Source organism: Cupriavidus sp. 22TCCZM01-5, assembly GCF_057798915.1.
This window is the reverse complement of record NZ_JBYOJR010000016.1, coordinates 64,757-86,436: the sequence shown is the minus strand read 5'-3', so window position 1 is coordinate 86,436 and position 21,680 is coordinate 64,757. Positions and strand designations below refer to the sequence as shown.

General features: G+C 63.5%; 20 protein-coding genes. 2 read left to right on the top strand and 18 right to left on the bottom strand.

Annotated features, from left to right (window positions below):
• Window positions 1-216: 216 nt before the first annotated feature.
• The 7 genes from AC3FNH_RS16715 to AC3FNH_RS16685 all read right to left on the bottom strand — a co-directional run bounded on the left by AC3FNH_RS16715 (window position 217) and on the right by AC3FNH_RS16685 (window position 8,494).
• The gene (locus AC3FNH_RS16715; protein ID WP_488720850.1) at window positions 217-1,428 is read right to left on the bottom strand and encodes a lipase family protein; all 1,212 of its coding nucleotides are present in this window, start codon (window positions 1,426-1,428) and stop codon (window positions 217-219) included.
• Entirely contained in the window at window positions 1,403-2,674 is a 1,272-nt protein-coding gene (locus AC3FNH_RS16710; protein WP_488720849.1) for an LssY C-terminal domain-containing protein, read from the bottom strand. The genes AC3FNH_RS16715 and AC3FNH_RS16710 overlap by 26 nt, the downstream gene beginning before the upstream one ends.
• Window positions 2,671-3,984, bottom strand: a complete 1,314-nt coding sequence (locus AC3FNH_RS16705) for an LssY C-terminal domain-containing protein (protein ID WP_488720848.1) — start codon at window positions 3,982-3,984, stop codon at window positions 2,671-2,673. Before AC3FNH_RS16705 ends, AC3FNH_RS16710 begins: the two co-directional genes overlap by 4 nt.
• Before the next feature lie 221 nt (window positions 3,985-4,205).
• Window positions 4,206-4,838, bottom strand: a complete 633-nt coding sequence (locus AC3FNH_RS16700) for an SDR family NAD(P)-dependent oxidoreductase (RefSeq protein WP_488720905.1) — start codon at window positions 4,836-4,838, stop codon at window positions 4,206-4,208.
• A complete protein-coding gene (locus tag AC3FNH_RS16695; protein ID WP_488720904.1) occupies window positions 4,763-5,032 on the bottom strand; it encodes an SDR family NAD(P)-dependent oxidoreductase in 270 nt (89 codons plus the stop codon). The genes AC3FNH_RS16700 and AC3FNH_RS16695 overlap by 76 nt, the downstream gene beginning before the upstream one ends.
• 329 nt (window positions 5,033-5,361) lie before the next feature.
• Window positions 5,362-7,095, bottom strand: coding sequence for a SulP family inorganic anion transporter (locus tag AC3FNH_RS16690; RefSeq protein WP_488720847.1), 1,734 nt, complete (start codon window positions 7,093-7,095; stop codon window positions 5,362-5,364).
• 67 nt (window positions 7,096-7,162) lie between these two features.
• On the bottom strand, window positions 7,163-8,494 hold the full coding sequence (locus AC3FNH_RS16685; RefSeq protein WP_488720846.1) for a DUF2252 domain-containing protein: 1,332 nt from the start codon (window positions 8,492-8,494) through the stop codon (window positions 7,163-7,165).
• Between the two features lie 580 nt (window positions 8,495-9,074).
• Between AC3FNH_RS16685 and AC3FNH_RS16680 the strand changes: the two genes are divergently transcribed.
• The gene (locus tag AC3FNH_RS16680; protein WP_488720845.1) at window positions 9,075-9,434 is read left to right on the top strand and encodes a hypothetical protein; all 360 of its coding nucleotides are present in this window, start codon (window positions 9,075-9,077) and stop codon (window positions 9,432-9,434) included.
• 392 nt (window positions 9,435-9,826) lie between these two features.
• Here the strand turns inward: AC3FNH_RS16680 and AC3FNH_RS16675 are convergent, their stop codons facing one another.
• From AC3FNH_RS16675 to AC3FNH_RS16645, 7 genes are all read right to left on the bottom strand, one after another.
• Complete coding sequence (locus tag AC3FNH_RS16675) at window positions 9,827-10,999, bottom strand: multidrug effflux MFS transporter (protein WP_488720844.1); 1,173 nt, start codon at window positions 10,997-10,999, stop codon at window positions 9,827-9,829.
• 179 nt (window positions 11,000-11,178) lie between these two features.
• The gene (locus AC3FNH_RS16670; RefSeq protein WP_488720903.1) at window positions 11,179-12,822 is read right to left on the bottom strand and encodes a fatty acid--CoA ligase; all 1,644 of its coding nucleotides are present in this window, start codon (window positions 12,820-12,822) and stop codon (window positions 11,179-11,181) included.
• Window positions 12,823-12,872: 50 nt separating this feature from the next.
• Window positions 12,873-13,007: a DUF1289 domain-containing protein gene (locus AC3FNH_RS16665; protein WP_488720902.1), complete on the bottom strand. Its 135-nt coding sequence runs from the start codon at window positions 13,005-13,007 to the stop codon at window positions 12,873-12,875.
• A 62-nt stretch (window positions 13,008-13,069) separates the two neighbouring features.
• Window positions 13,070-13,897, bottom strand: coding sequence for an SDR family NAD(P)-dependent oxidoreductase (locus tag AC3FNH_RS16660; protein ID WP_488720843.1), 828 nt, complete (start codon window positions 13,895-13,897; stop codon window positions 13,070-13,072).
• Between the two features lie 31 nt (window positions 13,898-13,928).
• On the bottom strand, window positions 13,929-15,203 hold the full coding sequence (locus AC3FNH_RS16655) for an MFS transporter (RefSeq protein ID WP_488720842.1): 1,275 nt from the start codon (window positions 15,201-15,203) through the stop codon (window positions 13,929-13,931).
• A 107-nt stretch (window positions 15,204-15,310) separates the two neighbouring features.
• Window positions 15,311-16,366, bottom strand: coding sequence for a beta-keto acid cleavage family enzyme (locus AC3FNH_RS16650; RefSeq protein WP_488720841.1), 1,056 nt, complete (start codon window positions 16,364-16,366; stop codon window positions 15,311-15,313).
• 37 nt (window positions 16,367-16,403) lie between these two features.
• A complete protein-coding gene (locus AC3FNH_RS16645; protein WP_488720840.1) occupies window positions 16,404-16,811 on the bottom strand; it encodes a carboxymuconolactone decarboxylase family protein in 408 nt (135 codons plus the stop codon).
• Window positions 16,812-16,950: 139 nt separating this feature from the next.
• Here AC3FNH_RS16645 and AC3FNH_RS16640 point away from each other — a divergent pair, with 139 nt between their 5' ends.
• Window positions 16,951-17,970, top strand: coding sequence for an AraC family transcriptional regulator (locus AC3FNH_RS16640; RefSeq protein ID WP_488720839.1), 1,020 nt, complete (start codon window positions 16,951-16,953; stop codon window positions 17,968-17,970).
• A 63-nt stretch (window positions 17,971-18,033) separates the two neighbouring features.
• Here the strand turns inward: AC3FNH_RS16640 and AC3FNH_RS16635 are convergent, their stop codons facing one another.
• The 4 genes from AC3FNH_RS16635 to AC3FNH_RS16620 form a co-directional block, all read right to left on the bottom strand.
• On the bottom strand, window positions 18,034-18,828 hold the full coding sequence (locus tag AC3FNH_RS16635; protein WP_488720838.1) for an SDR family NAD(P)-dependent oxidoreductase: 795 nt from the start codon (window positions 18,826-18,828) through the stop codon (window positions 18,034-18,036).
• 89 nt (window positions 18,829-18,917) lie between these two features.
• On the bottom strand, window positions 18,918-19,388 hold the full coding sequence (locus AC3FNH_RS16630) for a 2,4'-dihydroxyacetophenone dioxygenase family protein (RefSeq protein ID WP_488720837.1): 471 nt from the start codon (window positions 19,386-19,388) through the stop codon (window positions 18,918-18,920).
• 90 nt (window positions 19,389-19,478) lie between these two features.
• Window positions 19,479-20,492 (bottom strand): Bug family tripartite tricarboxylate transporter substrate binding protein, encoded by a 1,014-nt coding sequence (locus AC3FNH_RS16625; protein ID WP_488720836.1) that lies wholly within the window; start codon window positions 20,490-20,492, stop codon window positions 19,479-19,481.
• Between the two features lie 101 nt (window positions 20,493-20,593).
• On the bottom strand, window positions 20,594-21,673 hold the full coding sequence (locus AC3FNH_RS16620; protein WP_488720835.1) for a TauD/TfdA family dioxygenase: 1,080 nt from the start codon (window positions 21,671-21,673) through the stop codon (window positions 20,594-20,596).
• Window positions 21,674-21,680: the final 7 nt, after the last annotated feature.

The following is a 21,680-nucleotide window of genomic DNA, read 5'->3' as shown; positions in this document are numbered from 1 at the left end:
GTGAACCTGTCCTGAGACAGCAACGTCGTGTCGAAGGTAGGGCAGGAGGCAGGGTCTCCGATCACAGTCATCCACCAACCTGCGCGGTCGTCCGGGTCCGGCCATTCTCGGCCGCTCGCCGTCGCGGTCATGCGGTCATTCAAGCGACCGGTCCGCTCCATCAACGGACCTTCATGCCCGGATTACGTTGGGCCGGTCGCCGGCCATCGCTGTCGCCTACCGTGCGATTTCGCCAGAACGCAAACTGATGTCCGCCGGCAGCTTACGCTCGGAGGCAGGAACATGGCTCGCAGGCATTGTCGTATCTTCCTCGATGAACCGGAGCACAGCCTCTGCCAGTGCCTCCCGCGGATAGGCGTTTTGCGTGACGAACAGCGATCCGATCGTCCGCGCGATGGGCACAGCGAGCGCCCATTGGTCCGCATTGACGTAGCCAAGAAGCGTGCTCCCGGGCACGATCTCGTCATAGAAGATCATCTGGCTGTCGTTGCGCGCGTCGACGCGGGACAGCTTGTTGTAGCTCGATTTGAGAATCGACGAAATGCGTTCTGGCTGCGAGAACGTGACGATCGAGTAGATGGGAAGATCGTGTGGAAGCGGGTTCTGCGCAAGCCATGCTTTGCGCGTCCGAGGCCGCAGGCTCTCTACCGCACCGCCATCGCCGGACGAGCACGTCGCCCCCGGAAAGTGCCGCAGCAGGTCGGCCTGATATTGCTCAGCATCATTGGCAAGCGGCGACCCGCCGACGGCGCCCGCCGCGCTGGCCACGGCAGCCACACGGCTGCGGATCTCGGGGTGGGTGACGACAGCCTCGAGGATATCGGGTGCGCCCTTGGAATAACCGATCAATACAATGCGCGGTTCGTCCACTGCGGGCGGCATGGCCATGATCGCATCGCGGATTTGGCGGGCATTGTTCGTCGAGCTCGACAGTGCGTCGACGGCGATGACCGTCGCGTCATAGCCAAACTCGCGCAAATGGGTTGCGACAGTTCCCGGCGGATCCAGCCAGGGCTTGAAGCATTCATACCCGATGCCCGCTACGATCGCTGCAATGAGATGCCGTTTTGACGGACCGAGTTCCACGGGCTTGCCCGTGCCGGAAGGTTCGGCGCCTACGCGGGTCAGTGCCTCCTCGCAAGGACGGTGGTCGGGAAGCGCGGCCCCATGGGCCTGCAACACGGCACAGTAGATTTCGCGAAAGCGCGCCCGCTTGTCCGTCACCCCGGCAAGGGACGCCGGAACCAGCACAAGCGGTGGCGTATCGGACGAATAGGGGACCAGCGGCTTCGATGCGCATGCGCAGAGCACAAGGCTCGCCGCGAGCGCAATCGAGCTCCCGAAGCTTGCCAGCCAGGCATGGATCGCGCGGGACGCCAGCGTTGCGTCGACGGCATGCGCTTCAGTGTCCGGCGTGTCGGGCCGCATCCTGGCCCTCCTCGGTTTGGAAACGCTCGCGCTGCTCAAGGTAGGGCACCCAGTCTATAAACTGCACATTCGAAAAGCTGAGCGGACGCGTCGCGAAGAACAAGACGGCACGTAACCCGTCGGTGTGGTAGGTCGCATCGCCCAGTGTCTTTCGCGGATCCTGCAGCGAAGCCGCACCGACGCCATCCACGAAGCCGATCCTTTCGAGGCCACCCGAATACATCATGTCCTGGATAAACAGATTCCTGGCCTCGTCGACATCGCCGTGCAGGCGCATGGACGGATTGTCGCCTCGCGCGAAACGTCCGCCGACGGGACGTCCGACCTGCGCGACGAAGACAGGCTGCCCCTGGAAACGGATTGGCGCGAGCCATCCGCGTACCCAGATCGCCGGTGCGCCGGCCTGCGCCTGCTTGCGTATGACTACGTCCGGTTGGCGGCCGAACACCCGCTGAGGGAGGTCGGTCCGGCGCATGTTACGCCGGTAGTTTCGACGCACTGCCGCTGAGCTGATGTCGTTGATCTCGCCGACGATCACCGCGTTCAATGGATCGCCCGGATCGGCGCCGCCTCCATCCGTGGCGCAGGCGGGCAGCGCCTCGAGTGCCATGCGCAGCGACGCCAGGTCGGAGTAATCCCGGATGTCGGATTCGGGGTAGCGGAAGCTGAGCGGCGACCGCGATACGACCCTAGAGGCATCGTCGTCTGGCACTTGCAGATACAGCGTAATAGGTATCAGCGTATTGCTGCCGAAGAGATCAATGTTGACGAGCTTTATTTCGCGATCCGGATTGGTGAACAGCAAGCCGGCGCGGGTCTGCCCGGCCGGGATGGGGTTCCTGAAGCCAAGACCGTTGAAATAGGCATCGATGCGCGAGTTGGTCGTCCCGCCGAGCAGGCTGTGCAACGACCATGCCACCTCGTGCGGCGAATAGTAATCGGGGTCGGTGCCCGAACGCAGCAACCACAGCGGTTGTGCCGTCCCGTTTTGGATTTCCACCCATACCGGCTGCACGTCCATCTTCGTCACGTCGGCGCCGAGCATGCGCTTGCTGTCCTCCTTGCCGAGTACCGCCGCACTGACACGCACATCGCGACTCGTCGCACTGATGGCGCGTTCGCGCAGCGGACCGTCGCCGGCATCGGCGGGCGGCTGCCACGTGGCGCAGCCGCCGAGCGCAAGCAGCAGGCATGCGGTGCGTGCGCTGCGGGGCAATACCGTACCGAGGCGCCCGGGCGCACTCATGGCTTCGCTCCGGGCTTGATTTCAGAGCTTGTTGCCGATCCCCGGTACCTGAGCACCTCCTCCAAATTCCACGGAAACAGGCTGATTTCCGACAGCAATGTCGGCACGCGGTCGAACACCAATACGACGCGGAATCCGTTCGTGTAGTAGGGGTCGGCCGTCAGGTTTTCGCGCGGCGCGTCTGGCGGTGCCGCGCCAACGCCCCCGACGAACCCGAGCTTGAGGAGATTCTGCGAATAACCCATGTCTTCCGAGAGCGCTACGCGGGCTTCATCAACGTCGGGGTCGATCTTGTGGGTGACCAGCGTTGGCGAACGCATCGTAAGACGAACGCCAATGTCGCGGCTGATCTGGCCTACCCAGACGGGCTTGCCGTGGTAGCGCATTGGGGTCAGCCAGAGTCGCAGATGGTTGCGCTGGTGGATGGTATCCCGCGCCTTCTGCAAGGCGAGATCCTGCGGGCGCCCGAACACATATAGATCGCTGATGGGTGCATTGGCATAACGCTCGCCTGACAGCGCCGATGTGATCATCTTCATGACCGCGCCTGACCACTTCTGCTCGGTCGGCCTCCAGCCGCGGCGCACGAGCGCGGGAAACGCATCGTCTACCCCGCCTACGATTACCAGATTGAGCGGATCGCCATGCCTCGAACTGTCTTCGTTGGTCGAGCAGCAGGGTAGTGCCTCGAGCGCAGCGCGAAATGCGTCGTCGTCCGTATAGTCCACGATCCGGTCGCGCGGATAGACCTCGCGCAGAAAGACCTCGCTGATTCTGTAGTCGGCCCGGAAGCCCGGGACCGGTATCAGGATCGAGAACGTCGTTGCGCGATTGCTCGCGACCAGGTCCAGTTGAACCAGCTTGCCAGCCGCGTTCAGGTTGGTGAGCACGAAGCCCGAGACCGTCTCCCCCGGTGGGATGGGGTTGCGAAAAGCGAACGCGCCAAAGCGCGCAGCGAGCCCGGCCGCGTCAGCTCGCGACGCGCTGCCAGCAAACGCTTCGGCGGCTTCAGACGCGGGGAAGAAGTTTGGGTCCATGCCCGGCGACAACAGGAAATGGTTGCGATCGTCATTGTTTCGGACTTCGACCCACACCGGCTGAATCTTCTTTTTTGCCAGGGGAACGCCATACACATTGGCGCTTTCCTCCGCCGAAAGAACGGCTGCCGATACCTGCAGCGCACCATCGACACGCGTCACCGCGCGGCTGCGGTAATCGCTTGCGGATACATCGGCAGGGTCGGCGGCGCAGCCTGCGAGGCAGCAGGCGAGGATCACGACAGCCAACATGTGTCTCATGCTGCATTTCATTGCGACCTCTCTTCATTCGAGGTTTGGCTGCGCTACGTGATGCAAAGTGATTATAGTGCCGGGCTTTTTGACTGAAGGCCTTGTATCGCCCCGCAAAAGGTAGAAAGGTGAGGTTGGCCGCACGCGCTTGCGGTCCGGTGTCACCGCCGGAAGGCCAGCGCGCGCGATAGTCGGGAAGAGACTCGTACCGGAACAGTCCGGCGCATCCCGCAAGTACCTTCTTAATGTTGAGTGGCTTCCACTTCTCCCATGCGCTGGCGAAGTATGCCTCGCAGGTCTTCGCCGTAGCCCGTCAGCACACCGCCGTCGACGGCGAGCAACTGGCCAGTGATCATGTTCGCCCGTTCGCTGGCCAGGAAGGAGACCGCTTCGCCAATCTCCTCGATCTTGCAGAAACGGCCGAGCGGGACGACGCGCTTGACAATGGCTTCGCGCATCTGCGGCTCTGTGTTTTCTTCCATCATTGGCGTGAGAATGCCGCCGGGACAGACGGCATTCACGTTGATGCGGTGATCCGCCAATTCCCACGCAAGATGCTGGGTCAGCCCTGAGACTGCATGTTTCGAGGCGGTATAGGCAATGCTGCCAAAGAAGGTCATGCGAATGCCTGCAATCGAATCGATATTGACGATCTTCCCACTCTTGTTGGCGATCATGATCGGCAGTACCGCCTGGCAGCAAAAGAGCACGCCCTTGGCGTTCACGCCCATCACACGATCCCACTGCTCTTCGGCGAGATTCTGGAGTAGCACGGGTGGTCCCTCGATGCCTGCGTTATTCACCAGGATGTCGACCGTGCCGAAAGCACGAACCGTCTCCGCGACCATGGCCTCGGCGTCGGCTTTGCTGGAGATGTCGGCGCGAATCGCGATGGCGCGCGTGCCGGTCGGGTCGATGGGTCGATGTTGTTGGCAACGCGCCGGGCATTTTCGAGGTTGAGGTCGACCAGGGCCAGGCGGGCGCCTTCGCGCGCCATGACACGGGCGATGCCCTCTCCCGCACCGCGCCCGCCGCCGGTGACGATTGCGACCTTGTCTTTCAGTTCCATCGGAGTTCTCCATTCACGTGCTGCCCGCGCAGCACCTTTTCGTTGGCCTTGAAATCACCCCGCTCTCTGGCGTGGGAGACCTAGGCGCAGGCGGGTACACCACTTGCGGCGCCGCGCTGCTGCAATTTCTCAAGGATCCCTATCTCATTTCCCTCCACGGGGAATGCACATGGCATATTGCATGCACAAAATCCAGGCTGTCAGCCCTCAAGCAGGCGCCAATACGAGATTACCGTTGGGCCCCGCAGCAAGGCTCGATTTTTATGCGACGGTTCTCTCCATCAACGGACTTTCATGCTCCGATTATGTTGGGCTGATCGCCGAGAGTTTCATTGCACAGCCCCGCTCGGCATGCCTGGCGTGTCATGCGCGGAACGCAGCGTTTGCCACGCGATAAGCGCTTGCTCGAGGTTGAGAAACATTCGCTCCCGTCCCAGAGTTTGGCCGAGTGGCGAATTCTGCACCATCCGCAATACGCCGGGATTGAGGCCCACGAGCCAAAGCGTGACACCTCGTTCGCGGCATTTCTTCTCGCCTTCAATCAACATCTTTAGGGCCGTATATTCCAGATCGAATATCGCGCGCATGTCCAGCGCAACCACTTGTGGTTGCGTCTGCGCGATGTGCGCCAGAATCTTGTTCCCGATATGCCCTGCATTGGCGAAAAATACGCGTCCCTCAGGCCGCAGAAGCAGCAGTCCCGGGAATTCCTCGTCGCCAGGATGCTCGTCGGAAACCGGTCGGAACACGTTTGTACCCGGTTTGCGTCGCAGCACATATACGGGCGGATCAGACACCTGGTGAGCCAGCGCGAAAAGCGACACAACGATGGCAAAGAGAATGCCTTTCAATGTGCCCAGCAGCACAACACCGGCAAGTGCGACGAACGCCCAGATGAACTCCGTGCGCCTCACGTCGAGGATGGCGCGAAAATCGGCGGGCTTGAGAAGGCCGATTGAGTAAAAGATCACCACTGCGGCCAGCGTGGCGTGCGGCATTAGACCGATCAGCGGGGCAAGGAGCAGCATCGTGCCAAGTGTGACGGCCGCTGTCACGAGTTCCGACAACTGCGAACGCGCGCCCACCAGCCGGTTGACCGCGGTCTGGCTGGTCCCTCCGCCGGCCGGCATCGAACCCAGCAGGGCACCCGCCGCATTGCCAAGACCGGTCGCCAGCAACTCCTGGTTCGGCCGCGGGACGGGCTCCCCACTCTGCACGAAGGCGCGCCCGGACGCGATCGTTTCGGTAAAGCTCATCAGCGCGATGCCCGCGGCGGGTGGCAACAGCGAATCGATCAGCGTGAGGTCCGGCATGACGATCGAGGGCAGCCCTCGGGGAATGTCACCGACGATGCCGACTCCGTGCGCCTGCAGGCCAAGCAGGCCCACGCCGCCAATCCCGCACGCCACCGCGATGAGCGGGGCGGGTGACTTGGGAAAGAAATGCTCGAGCGCGACCAGAATCCCGATCGTCACGACGCCTACCGCGACGGTAGTCACCGACGCGTGGGGTATCCCGGTGACGAGTGCCCACAGGTTGTGCCAGAACGAGCCTTTCACCACATGAATGCCGATCAGCTTGGGCAACTGATCGAGTACGATGACGATTGCAATGCCCCCCTTGAAGCCGGTCAGGACCGGGTCCGAGATGAAGTTTGCGACGAACCCGAGTCGCAGCAGCGAAGCGAGGACCAGGATCGCGCCGACCAGCAAGGTCAGCGTAGCCGTCGCCGCAGCCAGTTCCGTTGCCCCCCCGCCAGGGGCTGCCTGACTGAGAGCAGTTGCTGTCAGGATGGCAAGAGTTGCGCTCGTGCTGACGCTGAGCGGCCGTGAACTGCCGAAGAGCGCATAGATCACCATCGGGACAAAGGCTGTATAGAGCCCGACCTGCACGGGAAGCCCGGCAACGGTCGCATAAGCCATCGCCTTTGGAAGGACAACGGCTGCTGCCGTGAGACCGGCGATGACGTCCGGCTTTAGCCATGATTTCTGGTAGTCCTGAACCCATTCCAGAACAGGAACGCGAAACGCGGAACGCCGGCTTGTCGATGAATCATCATTCATGATCGCCTTTCTCCCAGTTCATTGCCTTCTCGGCTATGCCATCTGCAATCGAAGATCGCAACCGGCTTCATTCCGGCGGGTCAAACTCCGCTTTGAGCACCCCATTGCTGATCGCGCGTTTGAACGCAGCATGGTCTGCTTCGTTCTGGTCGGCATACAGGAGTGAGAATGTGGCCATGGCCTCGTCGAACTCATCGCTTTTGCCGAGATATCCTCTGATGACGGATGGATCCCCGGAGCGCGCGTGCGAAAGCGCGAGAGAATGACCGCACCAGTCCGCATAGGCGCCCATTGCAACTTTGCCGAAGGTTTCCACGGCGGGCTTGACCTTGATGTCACGCAATTGGCGAACATAGTAGTCGTACCCTTTCACCCCCTTGGTCCAGCCGAGGAAGCTGTCGCCAGCCGGCTGCATGAGGTGGTGACCGATGACCACGCGCTGCCCGTGATTGTCATAGATGCTCGCCCCCGCGTATGCTTCCAGCACCGAGGCGCGTGCCTCCTTGAGCTGCAGAAAGAGTGGATCCCCGGCGCCGTCCATCAACAGGACCACCCAGCACCGCGTACCAACGCTTCCCACCCCCACTACCTTGATCGCGGCGTCCACCACTTCGTAGTGATCGAGGAGCACGCGCCGCTCTGGCGCCAGGCTGTTCCGGTACGCGTCAAACACTTTCCTCGTCGCCGCCTCTACGGCCCCAGGTTGTGTTCCCTGTGGATGGAAAATCGCGGGACGCTCGTCCCGAATGACTGCCGATTCGCCGGTGCCAACAGTGAGCTTCGGGAACAGGTGCTCGGCCATGCTGCTTGCGCGCCCCTTTTGGACGCTCCTGATGGCACGGCGGCGCTTCGCCGGATCCGTGATCGATGTGATCAATGCCTCCGCCTCGATCGCGTGATACCAAAGATCGAGTGATCTCATTTCGCTGAAGGTTGTCATGTGCTCGCGATACGAGCGCACGCAGTTGAGCGCTGCCTCTCGCGCCGTGGAATCGCTCAGTCCGTTGTCGCGGCACGCGATCACAAAACTGGTAGCAAGACGCTTTAGATCCCACTCCCACGGTGCGGGCAAGGTCTCATCGAGATCGTTGATCGCGAAGATGATGCGGCGTTCAGCGGTTGCGAAGCCCCCAAAATTAAGCAAGTGGGCATCGCCACAGCACTGCACCCGTATGCCGGGGCTCGGCAGCGAGGCGAGATCATTCGCCATGTTTAGCGCAGCGCCTCGGTAAAAGGTGAACGGCGACTGAACCATGCGCCCGTGTCGAAGCGGAATCAGTTCCGGCAGGCGGCGCTTTTCGGCCTGCTGGACTAGGCGGACGGGATCGGGACGGTCGGAAGCATGCTTCCACGTTCCGTGCAATTCGCGCGGACACCTTTCCCGGAGGCTTCTTCCCATCGCGCGCCGCTCCGCACGCGAGCTCAATGGCGTCCCAGCCACTGCAAATCCTTTCGGTGTACCGCCCCTGCTCAACGGGACCGTGGGTGTACCGCCCCTGCTCAACGGGACCGTGCCCATGACCGGCTCCCAGCGTATACCCCCCGCACAACACCAGCACAGGCACGCGACCAAGGCCCGAACTCGCTGCAGGTCAGGCGCCCAAATGAGCGAACGACCATATTCGGCATTTCAAAAAGCGGGCGTTCTCGGTATTGCATGCTTCACTTGCATGAGAAATTGGACCAAAGCTCCTGAGGAATGCTTGTGGAACTATTAAAGCAGCCTGGTACCGCGGACGGACAAGAGATTGACATGCTAAATGCAGTACCGATCAGCAGTAACCGCCCTCTCCCGCCGCCAAGAATGAGTATTAAACGACGCCCGACGATGCCCAACTTTCGTCATATGACGGTTACTGGGCCGTCAGTGGCATGGTTGAACACAGGAGCGTACTATTACCCGGCGGCCGCCTGCCCGATGCTTTGATGGGCGCAGTCGGGGCAGGTGCCTGAATCCCGCCCATCTCGCGAGGTGCCCTATGAGCAAGACCCTACTGTCGAGGCTGATTGTTACTGCCGCTGCCATAGTGGCAGCGCCGATGGTTTTTGCACAACAAAAGCCGGTTGACCCGTACACACAGGGCGCCAAGACCGGAAAGCCGGATCCATACACGGACGGCGCCAAGGCGGGCAAGTTCGATCCCTATACTGATGGCGCCAAAACTTCCACGCGAACTGATCTCGCACCGAGTAAGCCCGACCCGTACACCGACGGCGCAAAGACCGGCAAGCCCGACCCGTACACCGACGGCGCAAAGACCGGCAAGCCCGACCCGTACACCGACGGCACAAAGACCGGCAAGCCAGATCCGTACACCGACGGTGCAAACAAACAGTAACCGAAGCCTGCGGGGCTAGCGTCGCGACCACGCCTACCGCCGGCTGAGTCAAAACGCCAGAAGCCCGGCATGACAACTTGTGTCGTGCCGGGCAATATTTGGGTTCACCGCCGAACTCCGCTGTTCTGCTCGGCAACAGGCAAGAGTTCAGATTGAACGACATGGCCAGACTTCGCATGATTCGAAGCTGGCACCCCGCGCGACCGGAGCCCTCTTCGCAAGATCGCCAGGCGCCTCCGCATCGACCGCAACCCCGTCCGGGGAAACCTTCTGCCTTTCTGCTGCGCATACCTTGAGCGCCATCCCCGCGACCGATATCCCTGGCCGCAGGCACGCCTCGATTAGTTGGCGCTGCCATTGCACTGTCTCGCCACGTTAAGGGGGAACCACCCTCATGGAGAAACTACGGCCACCCTCCGACGTTGCGCCGCTACGAACATGACCAGGCCGAGCAACTGCAACCCTGCCATGCAGATCGCCATCTTGACGGTGGAGTCCAGTAGCGGGACCAGCAGCGCCGACAAGAGGAAATTGCCGAACTGCTGCGTCGCGACATATCCACTGGATGCCAGCCCGCGCCGTTCGGGAAAGCAATCCAGCGCCAGCAGTTGCAGGCTCGGCTGCGTCATGGTCATGCCGGTGGCAAAGAGCGGCAGTGCCACCAAGGCCCAAGGCATGGCTGGGGCGTGGGCGGCGCAGACGGCGATGTTGAACGTGCCGGCCAGCAGCATGACGGCATGCCCGAGCAGCACGCTGCGCTCGGGGCTGATCCGCCCCGCGATACGGTGCGAAACCAGCGAGCCAGCCAGGATGCCGGCTACGATCGGAAGGAATAGCCAGCCGAACGATTGCGCGCCAAGGCCGAGATACTGGTTCACAAAGCGGGGGGCGGTAAAGACATAGACATAGATGGCGACGTTGACGCCAGCATTGGCGAGCGCCAGCGCGATGAAACGGCCATGCGCCAGCATGGCCCCATAGGCGCGTGCCAAGAATACGGGGTGAAGGGCCTGCCGGCGCGCGGGCGGCAAGGTCTCTGGCACCCATAGCCAGCAGGCGGCAAGCAACGAGGCCGACACCACAGCCAGAAAGACGAAAATGCTGCGCCATCCGGTCCAAAGCAATAGCCAGCCGCCGCAGACGGGTGCCAGGGCCGGACCCAGGGCGAAGATCATCGCCACAATGGCCATGACCTTCTGGGCCTGCATGCCGTCGAACACGTCCCGGACCAAGGCCCTGCCGACGATCACGCCGATACCAGCGCTGACCCCCTGCAACGCCCGCCCCGCGTGAAGCATGCCAATTCCGGAAGCACCCGCGCAAACCAGCGAGCCGACGGTGAATAGCGCGCAGCCGAGCAGAATCATCCACCGTCGGCCTATTGCGTCAGAGATGGCACCGTGCCACGGAATCATCAGCGCGAACGGCAGCAGATACGCGGTCAGCGAATCCTGGACCTGCGCAGTCGTTGCATGCAAGTCGCTGCCCATGACGGCAAATGCTGGCAGGTAGCTCGCGATGGCGAATTGCCCGAGCATCGACAGGCCGGCCGTGAGGGTTGCCATGGCCGCGACACCGGGCAGGCGCGCCGTATGCGGTGCTACGCCTGATGCCGGCACGGCTGATGTCCCCGTCGGGACGCTAGTTGGGGGCATGTCGGTATCAGGTGCCCTGGACATCCTTGTCATGGTGGCGATCTGCAATCAGGAATGCGGTCACTGGAAGTCCCTAGTTGCCCCAGCCATCATTGGACTTGCTCGCGCAGCAGCTTCTTGTTGATCTTGCCGACACTCGTCTTCGGAATCTCCGACACAAACGCAATGCGATCCTGTTCCGGCACTGCATACTTACTGATCCGGTTCGCGTCGACATGCCGCAACAGGCGTTCGCGGATCGCCTCGGCCACAACCCGGGCATCCGGCCTGGCGACGACGAACGCCATGGGCCTCTCCCCCCATTTTTCGTCACGCACGCCGATTACCGCGCACTCCTGCACCCCTGGCACTTCGGCGATCAGCCCCTCGACCTCGATCGACGACACCCATTCGCCGCCGGTTTTGATCACGTCCTTGATGCGATCGACGATCTGGATGAATCCGTCTGGCGTCACCACGGCGATGTCCTGCGTATGCAGGTAGCCACCAGCCCAGAGTTCCTCGGACGCTTCGGGCTTGTTGAAGTAGCTCTTCGTCAGATATGGGGCACGCAGTATGATCTCGCCCTGCGTCCTGCCATCGCGCGGCACGTCGCACATCTCGCTGTCGACCACACGGAAGTCGACCATCGTCACCGGACGGCCGGTCGAGCAGCGCATCCTGGCGGACCTGGGGTCCATGGGATCGACACCCGGCGGAAGCTGGGCCAGCGAAACGATCGGACCCGTTTCCGACATGCCATAGCCGGCAAACACGTCGACGCCGTTTTCCAGGGCAGCTTCGCACAGTGCCTGCGAAAGCGCCGACCCGCCGATGATGATCTTCCAGCCGCTCAAATCGTGCCGACCATTCTGCGATGCCTGCAGCAGCATTTGCAGAATGGTCGGGACACAATGCGAAAACGTAACGTTCTCTTCGTGGTGCAGCTTCAGCAGCACTTCCGGCGCATAGCGGCCCGGAAGCACCGTCTTCAACCCCAACATGACAGCGATATACGGCATGCCCCACGCCAGCACGTGGAACATTGGCGTGATCGGCATGTAGACATCTTCGCGATGCAGCCGCTGGCCTTCGCGCGGCGCGCACAGGTTCATCGCCGTGGTGATCGTGTGCAAGACGATGTCGCGGTGGCTGTAGCTCACGCCCTTGGGGTCGCCCGTGGTTCCTGTCGTGTAGAAGGTTGCGGCCTTCGTGTTCTCGTCGAACTCCGGGAAGCTGAAGTCGGGCGATGCGCGGTCCAGCAGCGCCTCATACTCGCCGGCGACCGGAAGGCCGGACGGCGCGACATCCTGCCCGTCCGCCAGCAGGACAACATGCCGCAGATGCCTGAGTTCGCCGCGGATTTCCTCCAGAACCGGAATGAATTCGGCATGGGCCAGCACGACCTCCGCGCCGGAATCGTTCAACGTATAGAGAATCTGCTGGGGCGACAGGCGCACGTTCACAGTGAACAGCGTCGCGCCCATCATCGGGATGGCGAAGTAGCTCTCGAGATAGCGATGGCTGTCCCAGTCCATCACGGCCACCGTCGTGCCGTGGCGGACGTCAAGGATGTCAAGGGCGGACGCCAGCCGGCCGATGCGTTGGCGGAAGTCGCGGAAGCGGTAGCGCATTACGCCGCGGTAGGTGATCTCCTGCTCGCCGTAGAGGCTCAGCGCGTTGACCAGCAACTGCTTCACGAGAAGAGGATATGCGTAGGCCGACGGCGTCGGCAGGATGAGGTTATCTTGCATGCTGCGTGTATCGGTAGTGCGCGCGGATAATGTGTGTTCGATGGAATCCGTCAGGAACTTCCGCTCCTGCGGAGTTGGACCTCTTCCAGGGTGCGGGTCTTCTGCTCGTCGCTCATGCGGCTCCACAGGCCGATCTCGTGCACCGTGCGCCGGCAGCCCTGGCAGTACTGGCGCAAGGCATCCATCCGGCAAAGATTGATGCACGGATCCGGGGCTGCGCCGCCGTGGGTCGTGGCCTGGCCGTTGCTCATATCACCGCACCGCCGTTGGGACTGATGACCTGGCCCACGAGGTAATGGTCGTCCGACGCCAGGTAGACCGCCAGCGAGGCGTATTCAGACGGCTCCCCCAGCCGCCCCAGCGGCGACAACTGGAACAGGCTGTTTCGCTCCCCTTCACTGGCATTGGCGATATAGGCCTGGAAGGGCGGCGTCATCACCCCGCCGCAGGCAATGGCATTGACGTAGATGTTGGCGCCCGCCACGTCCATGGCGGTGGTCTTGGTCAGGCTGATGACGCCCGCCTTGGTGGCCGAATAGCCGGGGCTGTGCGTGCTGAGCGTACTCATCCCGGCAATCGAGGCAATGTTGATGATCTTGCCGCTGCGGCGCGGCTCCATCTGGCGCAGCGCGGCGCGGGTGCAATAGAACACGCCGTGCATGTTCACTCCCCACCATCTGAGCCAGTCGTCGTCGGTCAGCGACGACACGATGCCCAGCGATTGGCGCGGCATGGGCGTGGTGAGGTAGGCATAGAGCTTGTTGCGGCGCTCGGTGTCCTTCTGGGCCGCTGGGACGATACCGGCGTTGTTGACCAGGATGTCCACCGCGCCGAAGCGCTCGGCGGCCTGCGCGAACATGGCGTCGACGGCAGCCACATCCGACACATCGCAGCGCAGCGCGAGGCAAGGCACGCCTTCGGCTTCGACCGCTGCACGGGTGTGCTCCAGCGTTTCCGTGTTGATGTCGCACAGGATCAGGCGTGCGCCCTCGCGGCCCATAGCCTGCGCGACGGCACTGCCCAGGCCCTGTCCGGCCCCCGTGACGAGGGCCACTTTGCCTTGCAGTTTTTTCATGGATTCACTCCGATCTGTAACTGGGGAAGAACTAGGCGCAGACGGGTACGCCACCCGCCGCGCCGCGCTGCTGCCGAGCGATGGACACCGCCGCCAGCGCAAAGAAGATGATCGATGCAATGCCCAGGATGTCGGACGCCAGCACCACGTGCGAGAGCGGATTGGCAACGCCCTGGGCCTTCATCACGTCCACGGCGCGCCCTGCCGCGACGTTGCCGATGGACAGGGCAAAGACGTTGACGCTCAGCATGTTGAAGGCACTGACCGTGGAGCGCATCTGCGGCGGCGTCAGGTTCACGATGCCGCCGTTGCCCGCCCCGTACAGGGCCAGCGGCAGGAAAAAGCCTGCGCACATGCCGGTGTAGAACACCCACGAACCCGGTTCGGCAAAACGGTAGGCAATCATGGGCACCGCGCATACGGCAATGAACAGCACGACCACGGCGGCGTGCTTGCCAGGCAGCCGCTGCGCCATGCGATCCCCCAGCACGCCGCCCACCACCGAGCCCGCCGCGCCAAACACCAGTTGCAGCATGCCGATGCGCGAGGCAATGGCGGCGGCGTCCATGCCGCGCTCGTTCACCAGCCATAGCTGCGTGAAAGTCAGGCCGACGAAGAAGAAGTGAAAGAGGGCAAAGCCGGCAATCATCAGCAACAGCGCAGGGCTGCGGCGCAGCAGGCCCAGCGTGTCGCGCACCTGCTGCATGAACGGGGCACCACGCTCGTGCACCGGCAGTTGGCCCCGGTCGTCCTTAAGGCCGGCCAGCAGCACGGCGATGGCGATGCCCACGCCACCCAGGGCGTAAAAGGTGGCGCGCCAGCCATGTACCGCGCCAAAGGTGCCGGCCAGCAGAAAGCTGACGCCGATGCCCAGCGGAATGCCCATGAAGAAGATGCCCATCGCCGTGCCACGCCGCTCCTGCACGAACAACTCGGCCAGCAGCGACACCGTGGACGGCACCAGCGCGGCCTCGCCAATGGCAACGAAGAAGCGCGCCACCGCCATCTGCTCGAAGCTCTGGGCATGACCCGAAGCCCAGGTGCACAGGCTCCAGACAAAGACGCCACCGGCCAGAATCCGCGTGCGGCTGAAGCGGTCGGCCATGGAGCCGAGAAACACGACCGAGCACGCATAGCTCAGCACCCACACTGCCCCGACGAGGAAGCCGTATTGGGCGTTGCTGAGATGCAGGTCCGCGATGATCTGGGGCGAAAAGCCCAGCAGCATGTTGCGGTCAACCATGGCCAGAACGTGGATGACCAGCAAGCTGGCCAGCACGGCGGAGGGGCTCTTCTTCCAGAACATCTTTGTCTCCTATCTTGAGTGCTTCTGGCCTCTATCTGGTACGGACCAGTTATTTGCTACGTTTTGAATATCGTCTATGCCCCTCTCCCGGAAGGAGAGGGGCAAGCTCAGGCGGCCTGACGCAGCGGCACGCCACGCTGCGCTGGCTTGCGGTTAGGCACCATGCCAAGCCGATCCAGCGTCTCTTCCGTGGTCTTCCAGAAGGTGCCAGTCTGGTAGATGCGATGCGCATCCTCGCCGGTGGCGACTTCGCGGTTCAGTTCGCGGGCCATCCGGACCATCCTTTCCACCTGCTGGACCGACGTGGCGCGCTCGCCGTCTGGCCCCAACAGGGTGTCCTCGATGCCGACGCGCACATGCAGGCCCAGCGCGATCGCCATGGCGCTCATCGGAAACACGTTTCGATTGAGCGTTTCGATCGTCAGCACGGCACCGTCCGGCGTGCGGCGCACGAACTCGAGCATGTCGGCCGGATGCAGCCCGGCAGCGCCGCCGCCGATAGCGACGTAGTTCAGGATCAGCGGTCCCCGGTAGACGCCGGCGCGGATCAGTCGCTCGACCGTTTCCAGGCCTGTCAGGTTGCCCAGCATGAAATGCGGCTGGATGCCGTTCGCGACCAGTCGCCTGATGTGCTCGACATGCCATGACGGGTTGGAGGGCACGATCATGTCGCGATACGCTGCCTGGACGGCCGGGTTCATCAGGGAAGTCCCCGCGACGTCGGCCTCGGTCATCAACTCCATGATGTTCATCTGGGCGGTGTTGATGGCGACCGTGACCTGGTCCGGCCTGGGCTGCAATTCGGCCAGCATGTGGCGGGTATCGTCGGCCAGCCACTTGGCGGCCTGGCCTTCGTCTTCCGGCGCGAACGAGATCGACCCGCCCACCTGCAGCACCATCTTGGGCACGGCTTCGCGCAGGCGCGCCAGCATCTCGTTGAACATGGACAGCCGCTTGCTGCCCTTGCCGTCGGCCTCGCGCACATGCACATGGAGCACGGTGGCGCCGGCGTTGTAGCAGTCGACAGCCTTCTGGACCTGCTCGTCCATGGTCACCGGAATGTCGTCCGAATCGCCGGGCAGCCACTGCGGCCCAAACGGGGCGACCTGGATAACCAGCTTTTCCTGGTTCTCGGGCAGGAGGGAATCGTCTAGAAAATGCATGTCTGTCTCACTGGATTGTGTGTAGCGCGAATCGTGTTCAGGCGGCGGCGCGCTCAGCCGACACCTGTTCCTGCTGCAGTGCTGCGAGTTCTTCCAGCAGGATCGGCGCGCCCAGGCTGCTGGTATGGATGCCGAGCACGCTGACGGCCTGCAGCACCGCGGCGACCTCTTCCTTGGTAGCGCCCAGTTCGAGCGCCTTGCGGATGTGGCGGCGCGTGCCCGGGGCGTACATGTGGGTGCATGACGCATCGACCGCGATGGCGATGAGTTCGTAGACCTTGGGATCGAGCACGCCGGAGAGGACCGGGTGCATGCCCATCGCCATGAATTTCTCGATCCATGCCGGGTCCAGCTCGGCGATGGGGTCCCAGGCTGGATTCCAATTCCCGGTTGCCCGCAACTGATCACACAGAGGTGTGGCGCTGGGGCGGCTCTGGCTGCTCATGTTGGTTTCCCTCCACGGATTAGGTTGACTTCAGGCGCTGACGGTAGCGCCGACGTTGAAAAGTATCGACTATCAACTGAAGTTGATTTGATTAAACACGACATACGTTTTAGAATTCACGACACTCAGGGAAAACGCCATGCTCTACCAGCTACGAAGCGCCAGCCTCACCAATTACGTCGATGTAGCCCGATCGCTGGGCCTGGAGCCGTTGGCGTTCCTGCGAGCCGCCCGCATCAGCCTGGCCGCGCTGGTCGATCCCGATATGCGGATTTCCGCGGCAGCCGTGTCCCGGCTGCTCGAGGTGTCCGCACAGGCGGCAGGCGTGGAGGATTTCGGGCTGCGCATGGCCGAGACGCGGGAACTCGCCAACCTCGGTCCCCTGGCGTTCGTCATGCGGGAGGAGCCGACGCTGCGACGTGCGCTGGAATCCATGGTCCGGTACCTGCGCCTGCAGAACGAGGCCATTGTCATGCGTATCGACGCGGCGGACGGCCTGGTGACCGTCCGGCAGGAAGCCCTGGCCGGGCTCCCCGGCTCGCTGAGGCAGTCCTCGGAGTTGGTGGTCGGTGTTTTGTATCGCCTGCTCGCGCTGTTCCTCGGTCCCCGGTGGAAGCCGCGCAATATCTGTTTCACCCATTCCGCACCTACCAGTACCGCGACGCACCTGCGCGTTTTCAAGATGCCGGTGCTGTTCAACCAGGAGTTCGACGGCATCATCTGCGACGCGTCCGATCTCGACGCCCCGCTGCCTTCCTACGATCCCGCCATCGCCCGTCAGGTGCGGCAGTATCTCGACGCGATGCTTGCCCGGTCCGAAGACAGCATGGCGGAGAAGGTGCGACGGCTGGTCATCGCATTGCTGCCGTCGGGCGCGTGCTCGATCGACCGCGTGGCGGAGCACCTCGGCATGGATGCGAGGACTGTGCAACGTCGCCTCGCGAGCCAGGGCGAGAGCTACTCGGGGCTGCTGAACGCGATCCGGAGGGATCTCGCCGGGCGCTATATCGAGAATCTCGAACGTCCCCTGTCGGAAGTGGCTGCCCTCCTCGGCTTTGCGTCGCTGAGCGCGTTCTCGCACTGGTTCGCCGTCCAGTTCGGGTGCAGTGTTTCGCGTTGGCGGGCCGGGGATGCGAGTGCGGAGCAGGCGGACACATGAGAGAGCCTTGAAACGGGCCAGCTACCCAAATGCGTCGCCACTCCGCCCGATGCTCGCGTACGGTCAGACCACCCCGAACGCCTGGCCATCGTCGACAGCGAGCGTCGACCCCGTGATGTACTCGGCTGCGGGCGAGCACAGCAAGAGCAGCGCGCCATCGAGCGCATCGGGCGTGCCAACGCGCTGGCGGGGCAACGCTTCCACGATCCTTGTCCCAGCCGGGGAGCGCAGCACGGCTCGGTTGATATCGGTCTCGATGTAGCCGGGATTGATCGCGTTGACGTTGATCCCGTGAGGCGCCCACTCGTGCGCCATGCTCCGCGTCAGGTGCTCCAGCGCCGCCTTGCTGGCGCCATAGAGGCCCAGGCCGCGTGGATGCGAGCGCGCGGCGAGGGAACAGATATTGACGATGCTGCCGCCACGGTTCGCGCGAATCAGGCGCCTGGCGAAGGCCGTAGCCGTGAACAGCGCTGCCTTCGTATTGACGCCGAAGATCTGGTCGAACGCGTCTTCGGAGACGTCGAGGAGGGGCGCGCGCCCGCTCACCCCGGCATTGTTGACCAGCACCCGAAGGGGCGCCATGCCGGCCTCGATCGCGTCGAGCGCGCAGGCAAGCGCTTCGCTGTCGGTGATGTCCACGGCATGGCACTGCGCGATGCCTCCCTGGCCGGCGATAAGGTCGGCGGTTTCCCGCAGCGCACCCTCCCGCCGTCCAAGCAGCGCCACCTGTGCGCCAGCCGCTGCAAGCGTGCAGGCGGCCTGACGGCCCAGGCCGGAGCCGGCGCCGGTCACGACGGCCGTGGTGCCGTCGAGTCCGAACCGACGGGAGAGGAAGTTTGTATCGGGACCGTAGTTCATATGGGCAATGTCCTTCTCTGGATTCATGCGAATGGTTACTCTGGGGACACCGCACGCGATCGTGCAGCGCGTTCAGTGAGGATCGGCGCCTATCCGGCGAAACTCGACAGGTCACGCGGCGCAATACCGTGCTTGCGGCAATGCGAGAGATAGCGGTCCATCGCGGTACGCCAGTTCTCCACGGCGATGAGCTTGCCGCTATCGTCGAGGTAGAGCAGTTCGCCCACCACGATGTTGAAGGTGATCACGGCTTCATCGGACAGCGCCACAGGGGTGTGGCGCGTGGAAGCCGTCTCGTACACAACGCCGCCGGCACTGGCTGTCCAGTCATGCTCCAGGTACTTCCACCGCCCTTGCACCGTGTAGACGATGACGGTGCCGGTGTGATGGTGCATGGACAGCCTTGCCCCGCCTGGCAGCTTCAGAAGGCTGACGGTTTCGCCGCGCACCGGGTCGATCTTGAAGTACTTGATCATGACCTCGTCGGAATACGGAGCATAGGGAATCCACGGGGACTCGTCCGCGTTCAGACAGCCAGTGTCAATCATTTCAAATTGCATGATTCATCCGTTGGTAAAGCGCCGGCTTGACGTCGGCCGGGAAGTGGGGGGTGGGGGGTGGGCTGGCCTGGACCTTGGCGCGGGGGCGATTCAGTCCAGGGTGACGTTCGCGGCGCGCGCAATGCGCCGCCATTGCTCGATGTCGCCGCCGATCGTCTGCGCGAAATCGGCGGATGACTTCAACGGTGGCGCGGCCATGTTCCAGCGCAAGAACGTGGGCACTACCGAGGGCGACGCCAGGACGCGATTGACCTCGTCATGCAGGCGCTGGACGATGGCTTGCGGCGTGCCAGCCGGTACGAATACGCCATACCAGCCGTCCGGCCCCAGGTTGAACCCCTGCTCCTGCATGGTCGGCAAGGCCGGCAGCGCTGGCACGCGGTGAGACCCGGTAATGCCGATCGGCGCCAGCCTGCCCGTCTTTATCAGCGGAAGCGCAGAGGCCGCGTCCACGAATGCCATCGGCAGGATGCCGCCCTGCAGGTCGGTCAGCACTTGTCCCGTCGTCCGGTACGGCACATGCGTGATCGACAGTCCCTCGGCGGCACACAGCGCTTCCATCGACAGGTGCCCCGTCGAGCCGGTGCCCCACGTGCCGTAGGTCAGCTTGCCGGGACGCCCCCGCACGAACTGCACGAAGCCCCGCACGTCCCGCACAGGCACGTCCGCGGTGACGACGAGCAACACCCCGCCGGCCCCGACCTGCGCGACCGGCACCAGGTCGCGCTGCGCCTGGTAGGGAAGGCGCGGCTGAACGGCTGCGTTGACCGCGATGGCCGACGCATTGCTGAAAAGCACGGTGTAGCCGTCGGGCGCGGCCTTCGCCACCTGGTCGTTGCCGATGATGCCGTTCGCGCCCGGACGATTGTCGTAAACCAATGTCTGCTTCAGTTCCTGCGCGAGACGCGCGCCGATGACGCGGGCGAAGATGTCTGTCCCGCTGCCGGCGCCGGCGGGGATGACCATGCGGATCGGTCGCGCTGCCGGCCAGGCATCTTCGTTCGTGGCAGCCGCGGCGGGCTGGGCGTTCGTGAAACAGGCGCCTGCCGCAAGCAGCCAGCCGGCACCGAGACGCAAAATGGTTCGCATCCGGTATTCCTCCATGACGATGGCACTGCCTTTCCTCCAGTGCGGAGGTGAAGTGCCTTGTGGCACCGATTCGAGGTTGCAGTAGCCTGGGCCACGCAACGCTGTAGATCGCCGTCTCAGTCCGGATAGAGGTTCGCCTTCAGTTCGACGCCCGGCAGCCGGATTCCGTCCGGCCGACCGCTCGCCGTGCGCCCCTGGAACTCGGTGGTCATGTAGTCGGGCAGCGCCGGCCCGTCCTCGCTTGCCAGCCAAAGCCGCAGCAGGTGCCGGCGCTGCTCCGCTTCCGGCCAGTCCTGGTAGGCGGTGCGCGAATGGAGCGTGGTGTGATTGAGCAGGAATTGCATGTCGCCTGGACGGAATTCCATGTCGAGGCGAATGTCGTCTCGCTCCGCGAGCGACTGCACCAGCTTCAGGGCCTCGCGCTGTGCAGCCGTCATCGGGATCACCCCGGGCAATGTCTGCGCCTTCTCGATCGCCCCTGCGATAAACACGGCAATCATGCGGCCGCCGCATTCGCGGAAGAGCGGGATGCTGAAGAAAGCCTGCTGCCCGGGGCGTGCCTCGCCCCATCGGGTAAAGGCGTAAGGCCGGGTCAATTCGACCGCCAGGTCGGGCCGGCACCGCACGGCCTCGTTCCATACCGTCGTGGAGCTTGCGATGCGTGACAGTCCTCCCTCGCGCGCGCCGCGTATGCACATCAGTCCGACAATGTCGGCCCCGTCCGTGTGAAAACGCAACTCCGCCGGCGTCTGGTAGCCGCGCGTGGTGGGGTCGGAGTAGTCGAGCCCGAGATTCGCCACATGGCCCAGCACATGGCCTTTGGCATTCTGCGAGACCGCTTCGCCAAAATGCGCCCCGATGCCGCGGAACGCGCAGGCTTGCTGCGCCAGCGTCATGGTGGACGGGTCCAGCCCGCGCAGCAGCGCGAAGCCGCGACCGTGCTTGATGTCTTCGCCGATGGCAGCCAGCCGGGTACCCAGCGACGGCAGCGGGAAGTCTTCGGCGCGCATCGACACCAGGTCGACACCGGCGGCGATGGCGGCATCCACGGCGTGCCGGATCTCGGCCATGTCACGGCCGTCGAGATGATGGATCCAGTCGGTGCGCTGGCGCATATCGCGTCCGTACCAGGCCTGGCTGGTGTCGTATCGGGCAAGCCCGGACTCGCACTCGGGGGGCGTCATCGTCATTGTCATGCCTGTC